Origin of the sequence: Myxococcus sp. CA039A (assembly GCF_013336645.1) — a bacterium.
Taxonomy (GTDB): Bacteria; Myxococcota; Myxococcia; order Myxococcales; family Myxococcaceae; genus Myxococcus; species Myxococcus llanfairpwllgwyngyllgogerychwyrndrobwllllantysiliogogogochensis.
On sequence record NZ_JABUMQ010000046.1, the window covers coordinates 1 to 18,491 of the forward strand.

At 69.4% G+C, this 18,491-nt stretch carries 14 protein-coding genes; 9 read left to right on the plus strand and 5 right to left on the minus strand.

Going from position 1 to position 18,491, the window contains the following annotated elements:
• The first annotated feature begins 610 nt into the window (after positions 1–610).
• The 5 genes from HR086_RS10460 to HR086_RS10480 all read left to right on the plus strand — a co-directional run bounded on the left by HR086_RS10460 (position 611) and on the right by HR086_RS10480 (position 5,636).
• Positions 611–1,876 carry a heparin lyase I family protein gene (locus HR086_RS10460; protein WP_174462291.1) on the plus strand — a complete coding sequence of 422 codons (1,266 nt, stop codon included), beginning with the start codon at positions 611–613 and terminating at the stop codon, positions 1,874–1,876.
• 92 nt (positions 1,877–1,968) lie between these two features.
• Positions 1,969–2,286, plus strand: a complete 318-nt coding sequence (locus HR086_RS10465) for an antibiotic biosynthesis monooxygenase (protein WP_141640926.1) — start codon at positions 1,969–1,971, stop codon at positions 2,284–2,286.
• A 1-nt stretch (position 2,287) separates the two neighbouring features.
• Positions 2,288–3,454 (plus strand): iron-containing alcohol dehydrogenase, encoded by a 1,167-nt coding sequence (locus tag HR086_RS10470; RefSeq protein ID WP_174462290.1) that lies wholly within the window; start codon positions 2,288–2,290, stop codon positions 3,452–3,454.
• A 30-nt stretch (positions 3,455–3,484) separates the two neighbouring features.
• Entirely contained in the window at positions 3,485–4,222 is a 738-nt protein-coding gene (locus HR086_RS10475) for a dienelactone hydrolase family protein (RefSeq protein WP_254614466.1), read from the plus strand.
• A gap of 277 nt (positions 4,223–4,499) precedes the next feature.
• On the plus strand, positions 4,500–5,636 hold the full coding sequence (locus HR086_RS10480) for a hypothetical protein (protein WP_174465501.1): 1,137 nt from the start codon (positions 4,500–4,502) through the stop codon (positions 5,634–5,636).
• 26 nt (positions 5,637–5,662) lie between these two features.
• Here HR086_RS10480 and HR086_RS10485 read toward each other — a convergent pair whose 3' ends face one another.
• Both HR086_RS10485 and HR086_RS10490 read right to left on the minus strand, forming a co-directional pair.
• On the minus strand, positions 5,663–7,192 hold the full coding sequence (locus HR086_RS10485) for an aminotransferase class V-fold PLP-dependent enzyme (RefSeq protein WP_174465502.1): 1,530 nt from the start codon (positions 7,190–7,192) through the stop codon (positions 5,663–5,665).
• A gap of 15 nt (positions 7,193–7,207) precedes the next feature.
• Entirely contained in the window at positions 7,208–8,803 is a 1,596-nt protein-coding gene (locus HR086_RS10490; protein ID WP_246136966.1) for an FGGY-family carbohydrate kinase, read from the minus strand.
• Positions 8,804–8,971: 168 nt separating this feature from the next.
• Between HR086_RS10490 and HR086_RS10495 the strand changes: the two genes are divergently transcribed.
• A complete protein-coding gene (locus HR086_RS10495) occupies positions 8,972–10,468 on the plus strand; it encodes a glycosyltransferase family 39 protein (RefSeq protein ID WP_174455124.1) in 1,497 nt (498 codons plus the stop codon).
• Between the two features lie 261 nt (positions 10,469–10,729).
• Complete coding sequence (locus tag HR086_RS10500) at positions 10,730–14,299, plus strand: endopeptidase (protein ID WP_174465503.1); 3,570 nt, start codon at positions 10,730–10,732, stop codon at positions 14,297–14,299.
• A gap of 127 nt (positions 14,300–14,426) precedes the next feature.
• On the opposite strand, the gene HR086_RS10505 is transcribed toward HR086_RS10500, so the two are convergent.
• Complete coding sequence (locus tag HR086_RS10505) at positions 14,427–15,602, minus strand: AI-2E family transporter (RefSeq protein WP_174455122.1); 1,176 nt, start codon at positions 15,600–15,602, stop codon at positions 14,427–14,429.
• A 314-nt stretch (positions 15,603–15,916) separates the two neighbouring features.
• Here HR086_RS10505 and HR086_RS10510 point away from each other — a divergent pair, with 314 nt between their 5' ends.
• Positions 15,917–16,246: a hypothetical protein gene (locus tag HR086_RS10510; protein ID WP_174455121.1), complete on the plus strand. Its 330-nt coding sequence runs from the start codon at positions 15,917–15,919 to the stop codon at positions 16,244–16,246.
• Positions 16,247–16,359: 113 nt separating this feature from the next.
• Complete coding sequence (locus HR086_RS10515; RefSeq protein WP_174465504.1) at positions 16,360–16,779, plus strand: cupin domain-containing protein; 420 nt, start codon at positions 16,360–16,362, stop codon at positions 16,777–16,779.
• 76 nt (positions 16,780–16,855) lie between these two features.
• Here HR086_RS10515 and HR086_RS49735 read toward each other — a convergent pair whose 3' ends face one another.
• Both HR086_RS49735 and HR086_RS10530 read right to left on the minus strand, forming a co-directional pair.
• Entirely contained in the window at positions 16,856–17,311 is a 456-nt protein-coding gene (locus HR086_RS49735) for a hypothetical protein (RefSeq protein WP_371745572.1), read from the minus strand.
• A gap of 70 nt (positions 17,312–17,381) precedes the next feature.
• On the minus strand, positions 17,382–18,395 hold the full coding sequence (locus HR086_RS10530; protein ID WP_174465505.1) for a hypothetical protein: 1,014 nt from the start codon (positions 18,393–18,395) through the stop codon (positions 17,382–17,384).
• Positions 18,396–18,491 lie beyond the last annotated feature (96 nt).

Sequence of the window (18,491 nt, forward strand, 5' to 3'; positions counted from 1 at the left end):
CCACTTCAGCCGCTCCAGCAGCGCGGTCCTCCCCACGAGCGGCGGCTGACAGGCCCCCGTCCCCCACCGGCGAACCCCTTCAGCCAGGGGCACCCGTGACGACACGCGCGGGCAGGTGGACAGGCCAGGGGAAAGTCGTGTCCCGCAGGCCAGGCACACGCCCGAAGACGAGGTCATGAGCACCTCCAGAGCCCGAACCTCTAACGCTCCCGGCCCCTCGCGCCCCTCGCGCCCAGGGGTTGTGCGTGTGTATTGAATTCGCCTGTGGGCCTGCCCTCCAGGCCACCGCATGCCTCCTCGGCGCTTCTGGGGGTGCGCTCAAACCCTCACAATCCGCGCCAATCCGCCACCAATGACAGACGTTTCCAACCCCACCGCCCCAGCCCTCACCCGCAGTATGCTCCGCCCCGTTTCTTGGAGGGCAGGCAGGCGTGTCGAGAACTGTTGAATACGAAATAAATTTGGTCGATGGTTGTCTCCGTCGCAACGCGGCGAACCCCCGCCGTGACCTTGGAGAACCCCCCAGCTGAAACCAGGAACCGGCCCGTCGTGAGATGGCCGCCGGACACACTCCCCGTCTGTCTGTTTTTGAATCCCCAGAGGTCCCTACATGAAGAAGTCTCTTCTGCTGGCTGGAGCACTGCTCGGCCTGAGCGCCACCGCTTGTGGTCCCCAGGACGACGTCACCGAGCTGGGCGAGGCCCCCGCCGGGCTGGATGCCACGGAGTACGCCACGTCCGTCTCCGCCGCCGCGCTGACGGCCACGGGCTGTACGCAGCTCACGGCCGCGTCCGTCATCGCCAAGGGTCATGACGGCAACGTGCCGGCCAACACGATGGACGACAAGCTGGGCACCCGCTGGAGCTATCTCGGCAAGGGTGGATGGATCGACTACGACCTGGGCGCCAGCAAGTCCATCTCCGGCGTCACCATCGCCTGGCACGAAGGCACCACGCGGGCCAACACCTTCACGGTGTCCGTCTCGCCGGATGGCTACACGTATACGCAGGTGTACAGCGGCACGAGCAGAAAGTCGTCCTCCGCGGAGACGTACTCGTTCAGCAAGGTCTCCGCGCGCCGCGTGCGCATCACCTTCATGGGCAGCACCCTGAACGACTGGGCGTCCATCGCCGAGGCGCGGGCCTGCTCCGCCGCGACCACGACGCCGCCCCCGACGACGCCTCCCCCCACGGGCAGCAGCGTGGTGTGGGTGGGTGACTTCGAGACGAACAACATCAGCCAGTGGACGCGAGCGCAGATGGTGAGCGCGGACCGGCTGGCGATGGTGTCCTCGCCGAAGCGCCAGGGTGGCTACGCGCTCAAGGCCACGGTGAAGCGGGGCGACGACCCCATCAACTCCAGCGGCAACCGCAATGAGCTGGTGCGGATGACGCGCGAGCCGTCGGGCTCCGAGTACTACTACCGCTGGAGCACGATGTTCGACTCCACGTTCCCCAACGTGAACACGTGGCAGCTCTTCACCCAGTGGCACCAGGAGAGCGACACCGTGGGCGGCTCGCCCCCGGTGGAGTTCTACGTCTACGGCAACGAGGTCCGCCTCAACATCGGCGGCAACCCGGGCACCATCGTCTGGCGCGCCCCGCTGACGCGCGGCAAGTGGATGGACTTCATCTTCCACGTGCGCTGGTCCGCGGACTCGAAGGTGGGCTTCGTGGAGCTGTACCTCGACGGCAAGCTGGTGATGCCCAAGCGCTACATCGCCACCCAGTACTCCGGCCAGGTCAACTACCTGAAGATTGGCCTGTACCGGAACGACACCATCACCCAGACGGGCATCGTCTACCACGACGGCTGGCTGATGGCCCGGAAGCTCGAGGACGTGCTCAACCCCACGGCGGTCATCAAGGCCCCGTAGGCACGCCACGGCTGTACGGCACCCCACACCGTGCCCTCATCCGGGCCGGGGTCGCGTCCCCACGCGGCCTCGGCCCGGAGTAGTTTCCGGACATGCCCAACAGCCTGCGCGTCGTCCATGTCCAGGTCCACGTCAAGCCGGAGCACGTGGACGCCTTCCGCGAAGCCACCCTCGCCAACGCGCGAGCGAGCGCCCAGGAGCCCGGCATCGCCCGCTTCGACGTCATCCAGGACGCCGACGACGCGACGCGCTTCGTGCTCGTGGAGGTCTACCGGACGGCCCAGGCTCCCGCCGAACACAAGGAGACGGCCCACTACCTCACCTGGCGCGACACCGTGGCGCCGATGATGGCGGAGCCGCGCGCCAGCCGGAAGTTCGTCAACCTGTTCCCCGAAGACGCCGGGTGGTGACGTGAGTCCCACGGCCTTCGAGTTCGCCACCGCGACACGCGTCATCTTCGGCCCGGGCAGGCTGTCCGAGGCCCCCGAACTGGTGCGCTCGCTCGGCGGTCAGCGGGTGTTGCTCGTCACCGGGAAGGCCCCCGCGCGAGCGCGCGGCCTGAAGGCGTCGCTGGAGGCGCTCGGCCTCACCGTGGAGTCCTTCGCCGTGGAGGGAGAGCCCACGGTGGAGCTCGTGCGCCAGGGCCTGGGCATCCTCGGGGAGGCTCGCTGTGACGTCGTCGTGGCGATGGGCGGAGGCAGCGCGCTCGACGCGGGCAAGGCGCTCGCCGCGCTGGCGACACAGGGGGGAGATCCACTCGACTATCTGGAGGTCATCGGGCGGGGCCAGCCGCTCACCCGGGCGTCGCTGCCCTTCGTGGCCATTCCCACCACGGCGGGCACCGGCTCGGAGGTGACGCGCAACGCGGTGCTGGGCTCGAAGCAGGCCCAGGTGAAGGCGAGCCTGCGCGGGCCACAGCTGCTGCCGCGCGTGGCGCTCGTGGACCCGGACCTGCTCATCGGCGCGCCCCCCGCCGTCCTGGCCTCCAGCGGCATGGATGCGCTGTCCCAGCTCATCGAGCCCTTCCTCTCCGCGCGCGCCAACCCCCTCACCGACGCCCTGGCACGCGAGGGCCTGCGCCGCTCCGCGCGCTCGCTGCGTCGAGCCGTCCTGACGGAGCCGGACGCGGAGGCGCGCGAGGACCTGGCGCTGGCCAGCCTCTTCGGCGGCCTGTGCCTGGCGAACTCCGGGCTGGGCGCGGTGCACGGCTTCGCGGCGCCAGTGGGCGGCATGTTCGACGCGCCCCATGGCGCCGTCTGCGCGGCCCTGCTTCCCGCCGTGCTCGACGTCAACCTGCGCGCCCTTCGCGCTCGCGCACCGGAGCACCCCTCCCTGCTCCGCTTCCGTGAGCTGGCCGCGATGCTCACCGGCCGGCCCGATGCTCGCGAGGAGGACGCCCTCGCGTGGGTGGAGTCGCTGCGCGCCGAGCTCCAGATTCCCGGCCTCGCCACCTACGGGCTGACGCCCGCGCGACTGCCAGAGTTGGTGACGAAAGCGCGCGCCGCGAGCAGCATGAAGGCCAATCCGTTGACGCTCACCGAGGCGGAGCTGACGGAGATCGCCACCCGGTCCCTGTAGCGAGCCGCCCCACACCTTCGAGGAATGCCCATGGAAGACATCGAGCTTCAGACCCGTGAGGGAGCGATGGACGCGAAGCTGTTCCAGCCGGAGGGGCGCGGCCCGTGGCCCGCCGTCATCCTGCTGACGGACGCGCTGGGCATCCGCCCCGCCTTCGAGCACATGGCCCAACGACTCGCGGACGGCGGCTATGTCGTCCTGCTGCCGAACGTCTTCTACCGCGAGGGCCGCGCCGCGAGCCTCGACCTGAACGGCACTTTCGCGGACGAGGCGTTCCGCAAGCGCATCTACGCGCTCATCGCGACCCTGACGCCGGAGCGGCTGCGCGACGACGGCGCGGCACAGCTCGACTTCCTCTCGCGACTGCCCCAGGTGCGCGGCCCCAAGGTCGGCGTGGCCGGCTACTGCATGAGTGGCTCCATCGCCGTGCGCCTGGCCGCGGACTTTCCGGACACCATCGCCGCGGCGGTGTCCAACCATGGAGGCAGGCTGGCGACGGAGTCCCCGGACAGCGCCCACCTGCGCGTGGGTGACGTTCGCGGCGAGCTCGTGTTCGGCCACGCGGACCAGGACAGCTCCATGCCGGCCGACGCAATCCTTCGGCTGGAGACGGCACTGAAGAACGCGGGCGTCCGACACCAGTCCCGACTCCACGTCGGCGCGCGACACGGCTATGCGGTGGACGGCTCCGCCACCTACGACAAGGACGCCGCCGAGCAGCACTGGCGCGAGCTGTTCGACGTGTTCGGCCGCACCCTCTCCACCTGAGGGCGAGGGCCCCGGCTTGCGTTTGAAAGCGGCCGGCGTTATTCGTAGCGACATGGTTCTGGTCGTCAGTGCTCGTCGATTTAGCAGCCCCCCGGCTCCCTTTGGGTGTCGGGAGGGCGTGCCGCACTGAGCGCACGAACCTCTCGTTGGTGAAACGCCGTCAGGCGCGACGCCCACCCGAAGCCGCCGGGGGGGCATCCGAGGCCGGCGGCGCCTGGCGGACTTCTCGCTCGGCGTGCCGGAGACCCTGCGTTTCCACCGCTTCCGAGAGGTTTCCATGTCGTCCCCTTCCGTCTCCATCCTCAGCGCCGAGGAGCTTCGGCGCGCGCTCTCCGTTCGTGACCTGACCGACCCTGCTTCCGGCCCGCATGCCCTGCAACGGCTGGTGGCCTCCGCGCTGGACGCCCTGCGCTCCGCCTGGGGCTGCGACGTCCTCATCCACCGACAGAGCCCCGTCGTCTCCATCGCCGACAACTACGACCGGCTCCACTACCCGCCGGGAGGAGTGGCCCGGGACGCGCGCTACACGCGGTATGTCTGTGACACGGCCCTCTTGCGCTCACAGACGTCCGCCATGATTCCGGCCGTGCTGCGCAAGCTGGCGGCGTCCCCACCCGAGGACGTGCTGCTGGCCTGTCCAGGCCTCGTCTACCGCCGCGACTGCATCGACCGGCTGCACACCGGCGAGCCGCACCAGATGGACCTCTGGCGCGTGCGACGAGGACCGCCCCTCACCTCCGCGGACCTGCGACAGATGATTCACGCCGTGGTGGGCGCGCTGCTGCCCGGGCGCGAGGTGCGGCTCACCGACGCCGTGCATCCGTACACGACGGACGGGCTCCAGGTGGATGTTCGCGAGGGGGAGGAGTGGGTGGAGATTGGCGAGTGCGGCCTGGCGCTGCCAGCGCTGCTCGCGGAGAGCGGCCTGGAGGCGGGCCCCGTCACCGGGCTCGCCATGGGCCTGGGGTTGGACCGCATCCTGATGTTGCGCAAGGGCCTGGATGACATCCGGCTCCTGCGCTCCACGGACGCGCGCATCTCCGCCCAGCTGTTGGACCTGGAACCCTACCGTCCGGTGTCGCTGATGCCGGCGGTGCGCAGGGACATGTCGCTCGTCATCGACGAGGGCCGGACGTCCGAGGAGCTGGGGGACGCGGTGCGCGCCGCGCTGGGCGAGCGGGCGGAGCTGGTGGAGAGCGTGGAGGTGGTGACGGAGACTCCGTACTCCGCGCTCCCTCCCAGCGCGGTGAAGCGCCTGGCCCTCCGTCCGGACCAGAAGAACGTGCTGCTGCGGGTGGTGCTGCGCGCGTTGGAGCGCACGCTGACGCATGACGAGTGCAACGTCCTGCGCGACGACATCTACGCGGCGCTGCACCAGGGCACCACATGGGAGTGGGCCGCGCGACCCCACTGAAGGCCGCGCGGCGGAGGGCCGGACGCTCAGACCTTGTAGAGCAGGTCCATGTACTTCTTGAGCAAGTCGCTCACCAGGCCCCTGAAGGGGACGGCGGCCGCCATGCCGTAGACGGGCGCCATCGTCCCCTTCTCGCCCGGGTGGGCCTTCACGTGCTCCACCGCCTCGCGCAGGTCCGCGAGGAAGCGCTCGGCCACGCCCGGCTGCGCGTGCCGCAGGGTGACGCAGAGGTGCACGGCCGCGGGCTTGTGCAGGCCGTTGAGGCTCCACCCGCGCTCGCCCATCCGCTCCATCACCTTGAAGATGTCCAGCGTCTCCGAGCCGAAGGCGATGACGAACAGCGGGTCTCCCAGCACATGCAGCTCGGGGACGGAGCGGATGCCCTGCTTCAGGGTGTCCGCCGTCTCCAGGATGCGGCGCGTGGCCTCCATGTAGCCCTGCTCGCCCATGCTCACCAGCGACGCCCAGGCCACGGCGATGAGGGCGCCGGGGCGGCTGCCGGAGAAGGTGGGCGAGAAGTAGATGCCCCCGGGCCACTCGGTGGCGGTGAAGTACTGGTGCGAGCGCAGCGCCGTGCCCCGGTACAGCACCACCGACGAGCCCTTCGCCGCGTAGCCGAACTTGTGCGTGTCCACGGACATGGACGTCACGCCCGGCAGCCGGAAGTCGAAGGGCGGCACCTGACGCCCCAGCGCGCGCGCGAAGGGCAGCACGAAGCCGCCCAGGCACGCGTCCGTGTGGAAGCCCAGGCGCTTCTTGCGCGCCAGCTCCGACAGCTCGGAGATGGGGTCGATGACGCCGTGGGGAAAGCCCGGCGCGGAGCCGATGAGGAGGATGGTGTTGCGGTTGAGGGCCTTGCGCGTCGCCGCCACGTCCGCGCGGTAGTCCGGCCCCACCGGCACACGCACCATCTTCACGCCGAAGTAGTGCGCCGCCTTGTCGAAGGCCGGGTGCGCGCTCGAGGGCGCCACCATCTCCGGCTTCGTGATTCCCTTCGTCTCCCGGGCCCAATCCCGGTACGTCTTCACCGCGAGCATGATGCTCTCGGTGCCACCCGAGGACATGGAGCCGCAGACGTGCTCGTCGGGCACGCGGCCCGCGTTGGCGGCATCGGCGCCCAGCATGCTCGCCGCCATGGCCACGACCTCCGCCTCGAACTTGGTGGCGCTGGGCCACAGGTCCGCGTGCAGCGGGTTGCTCTGCGAGTGCAGGGCGTAGACGCGGTTGAGGAAGTCGATGTGCTCCTGGTCACCGTTGTAGACGGCACCGGACACCTTGCCCTCCCGCCAGCGCTCCTCCTCCTGGGCCTCCAGCGCCTGGAGCTCGCGCAGCACCTCCTCGCGAGAGCGGCCCGTCACCGGCAGCCGCCCGAAGGCCGTCATCTTCCCCCGGTAGGGCTTGAGGCTCCCCTCCAGCTCGGACAGCAGCGTGTCGGTCTCCTTCGACAACAAGTCCCGCACCAGCGGCACGGCCTTGAGGTAGCGCTCGGCCGCCGACAGCAACCGGGGCGGGACGTGGTTCAGCAGCTTGAGCGACTTCGGGTCTGGCAGGGCCATCTTCACTCCTTGGCTTCAGGCGCTCCGGGCGCGATTGAGGCGCGCGAAGATGGCCTTGTTGCTCTTGTAGAGATTGACGAACTCGCGGAACAACTCGTCGTACATCGCCCGGTTCGCCGGGTCGGGCTCGAAGGTGCGAGCGATGGGGACGAGCGACGGAATCTCCTCCACCGTCAGCTCGCCCAGCGCCACCGCCGCCTGGAACGCGGCCCCGCGCGCGTTGGCGAGCACCGGCTCGTCCACCTGCTGAATCACCCGGTCCAACACGTCCGCGTGAATCTGGCACCACAGCGCGGACCTGGCGCCGCCACCGATGATGCGCAGCGAGTCCAGCCTCCGGCCGACGAACTGCTCCACGTAGGTGAACAGCCAGCGCGAGTTGTAGGCCACGCCCTCCATCACCGCCCGCACCAGGTGCGCACGGGTCGTCTTGAGGGATTGGTTGAAGAAGCCCCCGCGCAGGGACTTGTCGTCCACGGGGCTCCGCTCCCCGTTGAGCCAGGGCATGAAGATGAGCTTGTCGCTGCCCGCGGGCACCTTCCCCGCCTCGCGCTCCATCAGCCGGTACACCTCCGCGGAGTCCTCTTCCGCTCCGGGCCCGCCCCCCTGGCCATACAGGATGTTGTCCTTGAGGAAGGTGAGGCAGATGCCAGCGGACTCCTGCTCGTTGGCCAGCAGATAGCGCCCCGGCAGCGCGGAGGGGACGGAGGCCATCTGATGGAACAGGTCCGACTTCTTGTAGGGCACGTGGCAGCACAGCCAGGACGACGTGCCCACGCACAGGTGCGCCTCGTGGTCTCTCACCGCGCCGGAGCCCACCGCCGCCGCGAGGATGTCCGGCGCGCCCGTCACCACGCGCACGTCCTCGCTCAGCCCCAGCTCGTTCGCGGCCCGGGCGCTCAGCGGCCCCAGCACGCTCGCCGCGGGCACCAGGTCCGGCAGCTTGTCGCGGTGCAGGCCCACCATCTTCAAGAGCCGCTCGTCGTAGACGATGCGGTTCAGCGCGCGGTTGTCCGTCACCCAATGCAGGGTGATGGAGTCGAACGACGCCGCGAAGCGTCCGCTCAGCCGCAGGTTGAGCCAGTCCTTGGGCTCCAGGAACTTGTAGGCGTCGCGGTAGATGTCGGGGTGCTCGGCCTGGAGGTAGAGGATGTGGCCCACCGGGTCCTTGCCGGAGAGGCTGGGCACCCCGCCCGTCAGGCGAATCCACGTCAACAGCCGCGCCGCGCCGTAGCCTTCGATGGGAATGAGCCCGCCTGCCACGCGCCGGACGTGGGGGGCGCCGCGCGAGTCCATCCAGATGAGCGCCGGACGCAGGGGCTTGCCTTGCGCGTCCACGGCCACGGTGCCAGACCACTGGGAGCTGCAGTTGACGCTGACGATGTCACGCGCGGCCACCCGCCCCGACGCCAGCAGGCGACGCGTGCCCCGGACGACGGCGCTCCACCACGCCTCCGGGTCCTGCTCCGCGCCTCCATCGGGCAGGAGGTCGAGCGCCAGCGGCTCCACCTCGCCGCCGAGAATCCTTCCGCGAAGGGTGACGACGGCCAGCTTCACGGCCGAGGTGCCCAGGTCGATGGCCAGGATGGACTTCTCGCCTGCTTGGGACACTCGGCCCTCCGAGCCGGACTGCGTGATGCCGCCAACGCCGCGGCGCCGGGACTCTAGAAAGCGCGTCGCGCATCCCGCCATCCACAACTCACGGCAAGGGCGCTTTTCTGAACGCCTGGGCCCCGCGCGCGCCCGAGGTGCTAGCCTGCGCCGATTCCTGGGGGTGGCATGCGCCGGTTCTTCGTCAGCGCGCGGGAGCTGTGGCAACGGCACCCGGTGGCGCTCGGTCTCTCGGTGACCTTCACGCTCAGCCTGCTGCTGCGCTGGCTGTATCTGCAGTCCGCGCCGGACCGCGCGTGGCCCTTCTCCATCTTCTTCTACGGGGACGCGCGCTTCTTCCACACGTACGCGCTGGAGCACGTGCGCGGCACGGAAGGCCCCGCCACCCTGCCCTACCATCCGCCCCTGTTCCCCTGGCTCCTCGGGGTGCTGTACCGCGTGCTGGGGGAGCCCCAGGGCAATGCCTATCCATACAAGCTGTGCCTCGCCGCCCTGAGCGCGGCCACGGTGGCGCTGTCCTGGGCCTGGTGGCGCAAGCTGCTGGGCACCGCGTGGAGTCTGGTGGGCGCGGCCCTCTTCGCCTCCAGCTTCGGCTGGCTGGTGCTCTCCACGACGTACAGCAACGAGGTCCTCTACGCCTTCTTCCTGTCCGCCACGCTCGCGCTCGTCCTGCGGCACAAGGCGGGGCCGACCTGGGGCGGCGCCGCGCTCCTGGGCCTCGTCATGGGCCTGGGCTCGCTCACCCGCGCCGAGCACCTCTACCTGTGGCCCTTCCTGCTCGCGTGGGCCTGGCTCTACCGGGGCTCGACGCCGCTGCCCGCGCTCGCCATCCGCTGGGGCGCCGCGGTGCTCGTCTGTGGACTGGTGCTCGCGCCGTGGGCCGTGCGCAACGCGAAGGTGCTCGGCGAGCTGAACGCGAACACTCCGACGCTGGAGCCGCTGCCGGTGCTCGCGCCCGTCACCGCCTATGGCCCCATCAACTTCGCCATGGCGAACCACGCGCGCGCCACCGGCGGCTTCACTCCGGACTCCGTCAATCAGCTCGGCCAGGAAGGCCACCTGGACGTGGCCAATCCCGCGCAGCGCAAGCTCTTGCTGCATGGCTATGCGGTGGGCCTGGAGTGGATGCGCGAGCACCCCGCGGACGCCGCGCGCCTCTGGAGCACCAAGCTGTCGCGCTGGCTGGACGGCCTGAGCCTGGGCCTGGGCGCCTCCAACCTCCCCTCCGGCCTGAGCGGCGCGCGCGCCCCGGTGGACCTCTTCGTCCCCGAGGGCACGTGGCTGAAGTGGCCGCTGCTCGTGCTGCTCGTCGCGGGCGCCGCGCTGTCCCTCACCCGCCCCTGGCGCGAGCTCAGCCTGCTCACGCTGGTCGTCCTGCACCGCGCGCTCATCACCGTCGCCTTCTTCGGCTACACGCGCGGCCTGCTCACCATCTTCCCCGCACTGGTTCCGCTGCTGCTGCTGCCCCTCGTCGTCCTCACCGCGCGCCGCCCCGCACTGGCCACGCGCGTGCCCGCACTCGTGGTGGCCCTGCTGCTGCTGTTGTGGGTGGAGGCCGGCGCGCTGGCGCTCGGCGCGCCTCGAGGCTTCATGGCCAGCGGAAGCACGGACAGGACCAGCGGCAAGCTCATCCAGGATGACTGGGTGCGCATCTGGCCGCGCTAGCCCGCAACACCCTGTCAATAAAATTTTGGTGGCAGTGGCACACTTCCGCGCTCAGAGCCATGGTGGGATTTACTTACAGTGCGTTATGGCGTTGGCCAGTGAACACTTCGCGGCCTTGTTTTTCCTAGGGATCCAGTTTCGATTGGTAGCCGGGGAATAAGGCATATTCATTTTTTGGTGAGGCATCAGTAAGGCGTCTGCGGGCTCCGTCTTGGAGCCACCTCGGGTCCGCCCCTCGGGACCCCCTTAGAGGAGAACCGCATGCGCCACACCAAGGTGTCAGCAGCATGTCTTGCCTTGCTCATGTCAGCGACGAGCTGGGCGGTGCAACCCCCCGAACAGGGGCAGAGCGCCATCGCCAGCAAGGCGTTCTACAAGCCCGAGTTCTACCTGCCCATCCAGAACACACCGCTGGAGCAGGCGATGCGGACCATGGCCAAGGACACGGCCACGGGCTGGGATGACTTCTTCGCCCGCAACGGGAAGGACTTCCGCGTCCACATCGACCCTCGCACCGGCACCCCGTCGGGCATCGAGGGCTCCATTCCCCTCATCCCCGGCAAGGGCTTCCGCAACAACGTGACGCTGGACGGCGTGCGTGAGTCCATTGGCCGCTCCGTGGCGGCCGTGGACGAGTCCGTCATCGGCGACCTGGTCTTCAAGTTCATCGCGGACAACCAGGCCGCGTTCAACATCGACCTGATGCAGCTGGGCTCGCCCCGCATCACGGCGGTCAACGAGAACCTGTGGCAGGTCCACATCCAGCAGGTGGTCAATGGCCTGCCGGTGCGCCACGCGCGCATCGCCGCCACCATCAGCCACGGCAACCTCATCCTCATCGGCACCGAGGCGTGGGCCAACGTGGGCATCGACACGCGCCCGGCGCTCGCGCCGAACGACGCGCTCGTCGCGGGCAACGGCTTCGTCGGCCTGAACGCCAGCCCGCAGCAGCTCTGGCAGCAGCCCACGCTGGAGGTCGCCCCCATGGCGCCCCAGGGTGAGTCCTTTGCCGGCGCCGTGGGGACCGGCTACGAGCATCGCCTGGTCTACGCCTACGGCTTCCAGGACCCGGACGCCCACCAGCGCTGGAAGGTGACGGTGGATGCGCACTCCGGCGAGACGCTCGCCATCGAGGACGACAACCACTACTTCGACGCGCAGATCCAGGGCGGCATCTACCCGTCCACGAACATCGGCACCTGCGTGGACAACACGGTGTGCGGCACGATGAAGCCCAACTCGCCCATGCCCTGGGCGAACACGGGCCTGGCCTCGCCCAACAACTTCACGGATGGCGCGGGCATCTTCGCCTATAGCACTGGCACCGCCGCCACCACGCTGTCCGGCCGCTACGTCCGCGTGGCGGACACCTGCGGCGCGATCAACGTCAGCTCCACCACGGGCAACATCGCCATGGGCGGCGCGAACAACGACCACGACTGCATCACCGGCCAGGCGGGCAACTCCCCCGCGTCGCGCTCCAGCTTCTACGAGCTGAACAAGCTGGCCGAGCAGGCCCGCGGCTACCTGCCGGGCAACACCTGGCTGTCCACGCAGCTGCTCGCGAACGTCAACATCAACAGCACCTGCAACGCCTTCTGGAACGGCACGTCGGTCAACTTCTACCGCAGCGGCGGTGGCTGCCGGAACACCGGTGAGATTGGCGCCGTGTTCGACCACGAGTGGGGCCATGGCATGGATGACTTCGACTCGAACGGCGTGCTGTCGAACTCCAGCGAAGGCTACGCGGACATCGCGGCCATCTACCGTCTGCAGACGTCCTGCGTGGGCTACGGCTTCTTCCAGACCGGCAGCCGTGGCTGCGGTGTGACGCCGGACGGCACGGGGCAGAACCAGAACGAGTCGCAGGTTGGCACGCCGTGGTGCAACACCCGGTGCTCCGGCGTGCGTGACGCGGACTGGCAGGCCGCCACGTACGGCGGCGTGGCCGCGCCCCCGGCCACCCCGCAGAACTTCGTGTGCCCCAACTGCAGCTCCGGCACGGGCCCGTGCAGCCGTCAGGTTCACTGCGCCGCCTCGCCTGCCCGTCAGGCCGCCTGGGACCTGGTCAAGATCGACCTGGCTGGCGCGCCGTTCAACTACGACTCCAACACGGCGTTCATCGTCGGCAACAAGCTGTTCTACCAGGGCAGCGGCAACGTCGGCGCGTGGCACTCCTGTAACTGCACCGGCGGCACGTCCGACGGCTGCGGCTCCACCAACGGCTACATGCAGTGGCTGGCGGCGGACGACGACAACGGCAACCTGGCCGACGGCACGCCGCACATGACGGCCATCCACGCCGCGTTCAACCGTCACAACATCGCATGTAACACCACCCCCCCGGTGAACTCGGGTTGTTCGGCGGGCCCCACCGCGGCGCCCACGCACACCGCCACCCCGGGTGACGGTCAGATTGCCCTGAACTGGACGGCCTCCGCTGGCGCCAGCGAGTACTGGGTGATGAAGACCGAGGGCATGGGCTGCAACTTCGGCAAGGCGAAGGTCGCCACCGTCACCGGCACCACCTACACGGACTCCGAGGTCGCCAACGGCCGCGAGTACTGCTACTCCATCGTCCCCGCGTCCTCGAACGCGTGCTACGGCGCGGCGAGCGCGTGCTCGTGCGCCACGCCGGCCTGCACCGCGCCGGGCCTCGCCACCCTGTCCACCCCCAGCAACGGTGCCACCGGCGCGGAGCTGGCCGCGGTGCTCGACTGGGCGGACGTGTCTGGTGCCTCCACCTACGAGGTCCAGGTCTCCACCGACCCGACGTTCGCGACGGTGACGGCCTCGGCCAACTCGCTGGTCTCCAGCACGTGGACGGTGTCCCCGGCGCTGAACGTCAACACCACCTACTACTGGCGCGTGCGGGCGAACAACTCGTGCGGCGGCGTGGGGGCCTGGTCCACCGCGTTCAGCTACACCACGCGCGGCTGCACGCCGCTGTCGGCTCCGACGCTCGCGTCTCCGGCGGACGGCGCCACGGGCGTCGCGACGTCGGCGGCGCTGGACTGGTCCGACGTGCCGAGCGCGGCCAACTACGTGGTCGAAGTGGCCTCTGATTCGGCGTTCACCAACATCGTCCGGACGGGCACCGCCCTGTCGGCCAGCAACTGGACGGTGACTCCGGCTCTGACGAGCGCCACCACGTACTACTGGCGTGCCCGCGCGGCGGATGTCTGCGGTGCCAGCCCCAACAGCACCGTGCGCAGCTTCACCACCAGCACGGTCTGCACGCCCGCGGTGGCCACGTTCAACACCACGCTCCAGGCTCCGACCTGCGGCAACGTGTGCGGTTGCGACACCGGCACCACGCTGGTCAACGGCCGCGGCACGCTGTCTGGCGGCGCCGAGCTGAACCAGCCGAACACCATCAACGACTCGTGCGCGGACGGTGTCTCCGGCGTCTACCACACCGATGAGAGCATCGACCGGGTGGTCATCAAGACGACGGACCAGGGCGCGTTCGCCACGGGCAAGCAGGTGACGGTGGAAGTCACCGTGTGGTGCTGGGGGACGACGGACTTCTTCGACCTCTACTACACGACGAACGCGTCGGCTCCGTCCTGGACGGCGCTGACCACCAACGTGGCCTGCACCGCGGGGGGGGTCGCGAGGACCTTCACTCACACGTTCAACCTGGGTGCCACGGCGGGCACGCACGCCATCCGTCCGCAGTTCCGCTTCAACGGGACGGCGAGCGCGTGCACCAGCGGCTCCTACAACGATCGTGACGACCTGGTGTTCTCGGTCGGCACGTCCGTGGCCGCGGCGGACAGCGGCAAGTCCGTCACGTCGCAGGGCCGCTCGGCCCCCGCGGGCCGCTGAAGCCCGGCGCCACGCCTCCGACGCTTCCCAGGTCGGAGGTGCGGCGCTGACGTCAGCCTGAGCTGAACGAGAAGGGCTTCCGGGACACACTCCGGGAGCCCTTCTTCACGTCCGGGCGCCACGCCGCTCAGTGGCGGTCGCTCTCCGAAGGCGGCCCCCCGTGCTCGGACGTGTCGTCCATGGGGCCCGCGAACAGCAGCCCCTCCTCCACCGCGCCCCGCCCCGCCTGTCGCCGGGCATTCTCGCGGCGGTGGACGCGCCTCCAGTTCAGTTGCCGCGCCCGGAGCAACTCCTGGACGAGCACCTGCGCGGCGGCGGCCAGGGGCACTGCGACGACCGCGCCCAGGAGGCCCGCGAGCGCGCCGCCACAGAGCACGACGATGGAGATGAGCAGCGGGTTCATCCGGATGGCCCGGCGCTGCACCATGGGGCCCAGCACGTTGGACTCAATCTGCTGGTAGACCATGAAGACGACCAGCGCGATGACGGCCGCGCGCAGCCCCACCGTGGCCAGCGTCGTGAGGCTCACCAGCACGGCGCTGATGACACTGCCGATATAGGGAATGACCCCCAGCACCATCACCGCCAGCCCCAGGGCCAGGAAGAAGGGCACGCCCTGGACGAGCGCGACAGTGGCGGCCACGGTGCCGCCGATGGTCATCACCAGCAGCGTGCCGGCGACGTAGTTGCTCACCGCGGCGCGCATGCGCTCCACCAGCCCGCGCACGTGGTGCCTCCGGCGTGGCACCACCCACTGGAGGATGCTCTCGTAGAGTTCCTTGCCGAACAGCAGGCTGAAGACGGAGAGGGCCACCACGGTGATGCCCGCAGCCAGCAGTCCCAGGGTGGAGGAAAGGACCCCGACGGCACGACCCGCCAGGTCCATCGGCTCGAAGCGCAGCAGCTCCTCGGGATGCATCTCGAAGCCGTAGCGAGCTCCCAGCTCCCTCACCCATTGGGATTCGGAGAGCCGCTGCAGCAGCCCCGGCATCGCCTGGACCAGGCCCTCAATCTGCTGGACGAGCGCGGGCACCAGCGTGCCCACCAGCACGCCCACCAACCCCAGGAGCACCAGCGCCACCACGGCCACGCCCAACCCTCGCTTCAGGCCCCACCGCTCCAGCCGGCGCACCAGCGGATCCAACGCGAGGGAGAGCAGCAGCACGACGGCCAGGAGCGTGAACAGCGGATACAGCCGTCGGAGCACCAGCCAGCAGATCGCCAGGAGCAGCACCTGCAGCCCCACGGCCCACACCGTGCGGGCGGGAACGTAGACCGGCAGTTGGCGACTGGAGTCCTTCATGAGCGACAAGGTAGGAAGTGATGCGCCGCCAGTCAGGCCCCCTCGCGTGCGAGCCTGACAAGCTCCGCACATGAGAGCGGCCTGTCGGGCTCGCGGCGGATGGCCGTCCCCCCGTGGGGCAGCCGAGCGGCCAGGCCCCTCTGCGCCAGCTGACTCCACGGGGCGGGCAGCGGCGCTCCGAATCGAACCCGTGCGATGGGGGTGCAGGCGCCCCACCCTTTTGTTCGACGAGGTGGGGACACAACTGGACCACGCCCTTGTCCGATAATCTTCAAGCAGGTCTGGAATCGCCACGCCACGAGGAGGGCGACACGATGTGGATTGAAGCCATCGTCATGCCCCGGGAGCAGCCCACTGCGTCCCGGCCGTCCTCTCGTCAGGGTGGCAAGCGTCCAGCCGCGTCCGCGCCCGCCAGGAGTCGAGCGGCGGTGCATCGGCAAGCGGGCGAGGAGAGCCAGCAGTTCCGCGACACGGTGCTGGGCTTCCTGCGGGCGCGGGAGTTGATGAGCGCCGTGCGCTGGGTAAGCGAGCCGGGGTTGTTTCCCCTGGTGACGCTGCACTGCACGCGCGGCGTGCTGGAGCAACTTCGTAAGGAGCCGGGGTTCGAGGCGGGGTTGTCCATGCCGTTGGAGTTGATGACCTGAGCACTGACGTCCGCCGGGAACGTCCCTAGGTTTCCCTTGGGAAACATGGGCGGGCCCGGGGCGTGTGGGGCGCGCGGCGCTCCTCCCTCCTCTGGCTCGCGGAGGGAAACATCATGAGCGAGTTCATCATCAAGCGATTCTCGACACCCGATGAGCGCCGGCCGTTCGAGGCGCACGGGCATGCGGACGTTCTCCAGTTCGACGGAGGGCGCACGGTGGGGATGGGCGTCTTCGAGCCCGGCTGGAAGTGGTCCCAGGACGTCAAGCCCATCGCCGGCACGGAGAGCTGCCAGGTGGCCCACTCCATCTACGTCGTCAGCGGGAGGATGGTGGTGAAGATGGATGACGGGGACCAGAACGAGATGGGTCCTGGGGACGTGGCCATCATCCCACCGGGACACGACGCGTGGGTCATCGGCAACGAGCCCTGCCTCTGCGTCGACTTCGAGGGCATGGCGGAGTACGCGCAGCGAGAGGCCGCGAAGTCGACCCGGCCCGGCATGACGCCCGAGTCGGCGCCTGGCCTTCACTGAGTGAAGGGCCTCGGAGGGCGCACGCACGGCACCTGGTGCCTGGGCCCTCCGCGTGAAGGAAGCGGCCCCGGTCCGTCTACAGCCGGGGGTCCACCGGCTCGCTCTCCAGCGCGAGCACGCTGAATACACACTCGTGGACGCGCCGCAGCGGCTCCTTCCGGACGAAGCGCTCCAGTGCCTCCACCCCCAACGCCAGCTCCCGCAACGCCAGCGAGCGCTTCGTGGACACCCCTCGCTTGCGCAGACGCTCCAGGTGCTCCGGCGCGGTGTACTCCGGACCGTAGATGATGCGCAGGTAGTCCGGGCCCCGGCACTTGATGGCCGGCTGGAGGACTCCCTTCTGGCCTCGGGCCACGTACGCGAGGGGCTTCACCACCATGCCCTCCCCGCCTCGCGAGGTCAGCGACTCCCACCAGCGCGTCGCGTCCTCGACGGCCCGCGCGTCACTCAGTGACACCACGCGATGGGACGTCGCCATGAGCCAATCCGGGTCCGCGCGACACACCTTCGCCAGCGTCTCCAGGTGCCACACGCGGGCTCTTGTGCAGCAGGGAGCCCAGGTCCGTCGCGGGGGAATGGGTCGTCGAGAGTGTCAGGAGCATTCAGTGCCAGACCCGGGTCGAGGCGATGAGCGTGTCGAGGTCGATGCGAAAGGCGCGAGTGCCTTCTCCACCGTAGAGCCAGGGACCGCGCCCGCACATCCAGGTCGGCTGCCACCGGGTACCGTCCGGGTCCACGAAGACGAAGGTGCCCGCCGGAGTCAGCGCCTCCTCGCGGCCACCGTGCAGGACGAACAACTCGAAGGTTGAGCGCGCCGAATAGGAGCCTCCGAACAACACGTGCGTCGCCCCTACTGCGAGCGCGCTCGCCCCTGTGACAGGCGTCTTCCAGACAGCGGGCCGGCCCTCCGTGCGCAGGCGGACCAGGGGAAAGTCCGTGTAGAAGTACAGCCACATCTCGTCATTGGAGGCGACGTTGAGCGCGTAGCAGTCGACGATGACATCGGTGCCCACGGCCCTCGCGTCGTACTCACTGAGGCGCTGGCCCCGCGCATCGAAGAGGACCAACCCGCTTCGTCCAATCGGCTCGCTGTCGATATCCCCGCGCCCCCACCCTCGATTGCCGAGCACGCCTTCGTCGAAGTAGCTCACCCACAGGCGCCCGTCGGCGGTGGCCTGCACGTCCTGGATGCCGTCGCCGAGGGTGAGTTCACGCGTCACACGCCCATCGCGGGAATAGACCACCGCGTTGCGTTCGTGCGCGTCCTTGTCGAGATAGCCGCAACGGCCGCCCACCAGTAGCAGCTCGCCCTCCGGCAGGGGCTGCACGAAATGGAAGTTGCGTCGGTTGGGCGGCAAGCGGACGCACTCGGGCGGAGCATCCGGCGAGGAGAAGCGCAGGACCTCGTAGGTCTGCGGCACATCCGCCAGCGACTTCGCGAAGGATGGGAGGCCCGGTGCGACCTTCTCCCGGTCATCCCGTTCTCCCTCCAGGGCCAGGAGCCACAGGTCGAAGTCGGGTCCGACGCCTTGGGCCATCAACTCCCGACCCGAGAGGGCCTCGGAAAAGTCGACGAAACACGGCACCTCGAGATGCGTCAACTCACGCTCGGTCATGGGTTTTCTTTCGCGCAGGGAGCCGAGGGGCCAGCTCCAGGAACCGTGTGCTGGGGGGCCCGGTTTCGAGGCGTCGGACGCCGGGCGCGGAGACGA

Coding starts and splice junctions, on each gene's coding strand:
- HR086_RS10460 (WP_174462291.1), top strand. CDS start 611: ATGAAGAAGTCTCTTCTGCTGGCTGGAGCACTGCTCGGCCTGAGCGCC.
- HR086_RS10465 (WP_141640926.1), top strand. CDS start 1,969: ATGCCCAACAGCCTGCGCGTCGTCCATGTCCAGGTCCACGTCAAGCCG.
- HR086_RS10475 (WP_254614466.1), top strand. CDS start 3,485: ATGGAAGACATCGAGCTTCAGACCCGTGAGGGAGCGATGGACGCGAAG.
- HR086_RS10480 (WP_174465501.1), top strand. CDS start 4,500: ATGTCGTCCCCTTCCGTCTCCATCCTCAGCGCCGAGGAGCTTCGGCGC.
- HR086_RS10485 (WP_174465502.1), bottom strand. CDS start 7,192: ATGGCCCTGCCAGACCCGAAGTCGCTCAAGCTGCTGAACCACGTCCCG.
- HR086_RS10495 (WP_174455124.1), top strand. CDS start 8,972: ATGCGCCGGTTCTTCGTCAGCGCGCGGGAGCTGTGGCAACGGCACCCG.
- HR086_RS10500 (WP_174465503.1), top strand. CDS start 10,730: ATGCGCCACACCAAGGTGTCAGCAGCATGTCTTGCCTTGCTCATGTCA.
- HR086_RS10505 (WP_174455122.1), bottom strand. CDS start 15,602: ATGAAGGACTCCAGTCGCCAACTGCCGGTCTACGTTCCCGCCCGCACG.
- HR086_RS10510 (WP_174455121.1), top strand. CDS start 15,917: ATGTGGATTGAAGCCATCGTCATGCCCCGGGAGCAGCCCACTGCGTCC.
- HR086_RS10515 (WP_174465504.1), top strand. CDS start 16,360: ATGAGCGAGTTCATCATCAAGCGATTCTCGACACCCGATGAGCGCCGG.
- HR086_RS10530 (WP_174465505.1), bottom strand. CDS start 18,395: ATGACCGAGCGTGAGTTGACGCATCTCGAGGTGCCGTGTTTCGTCGAC.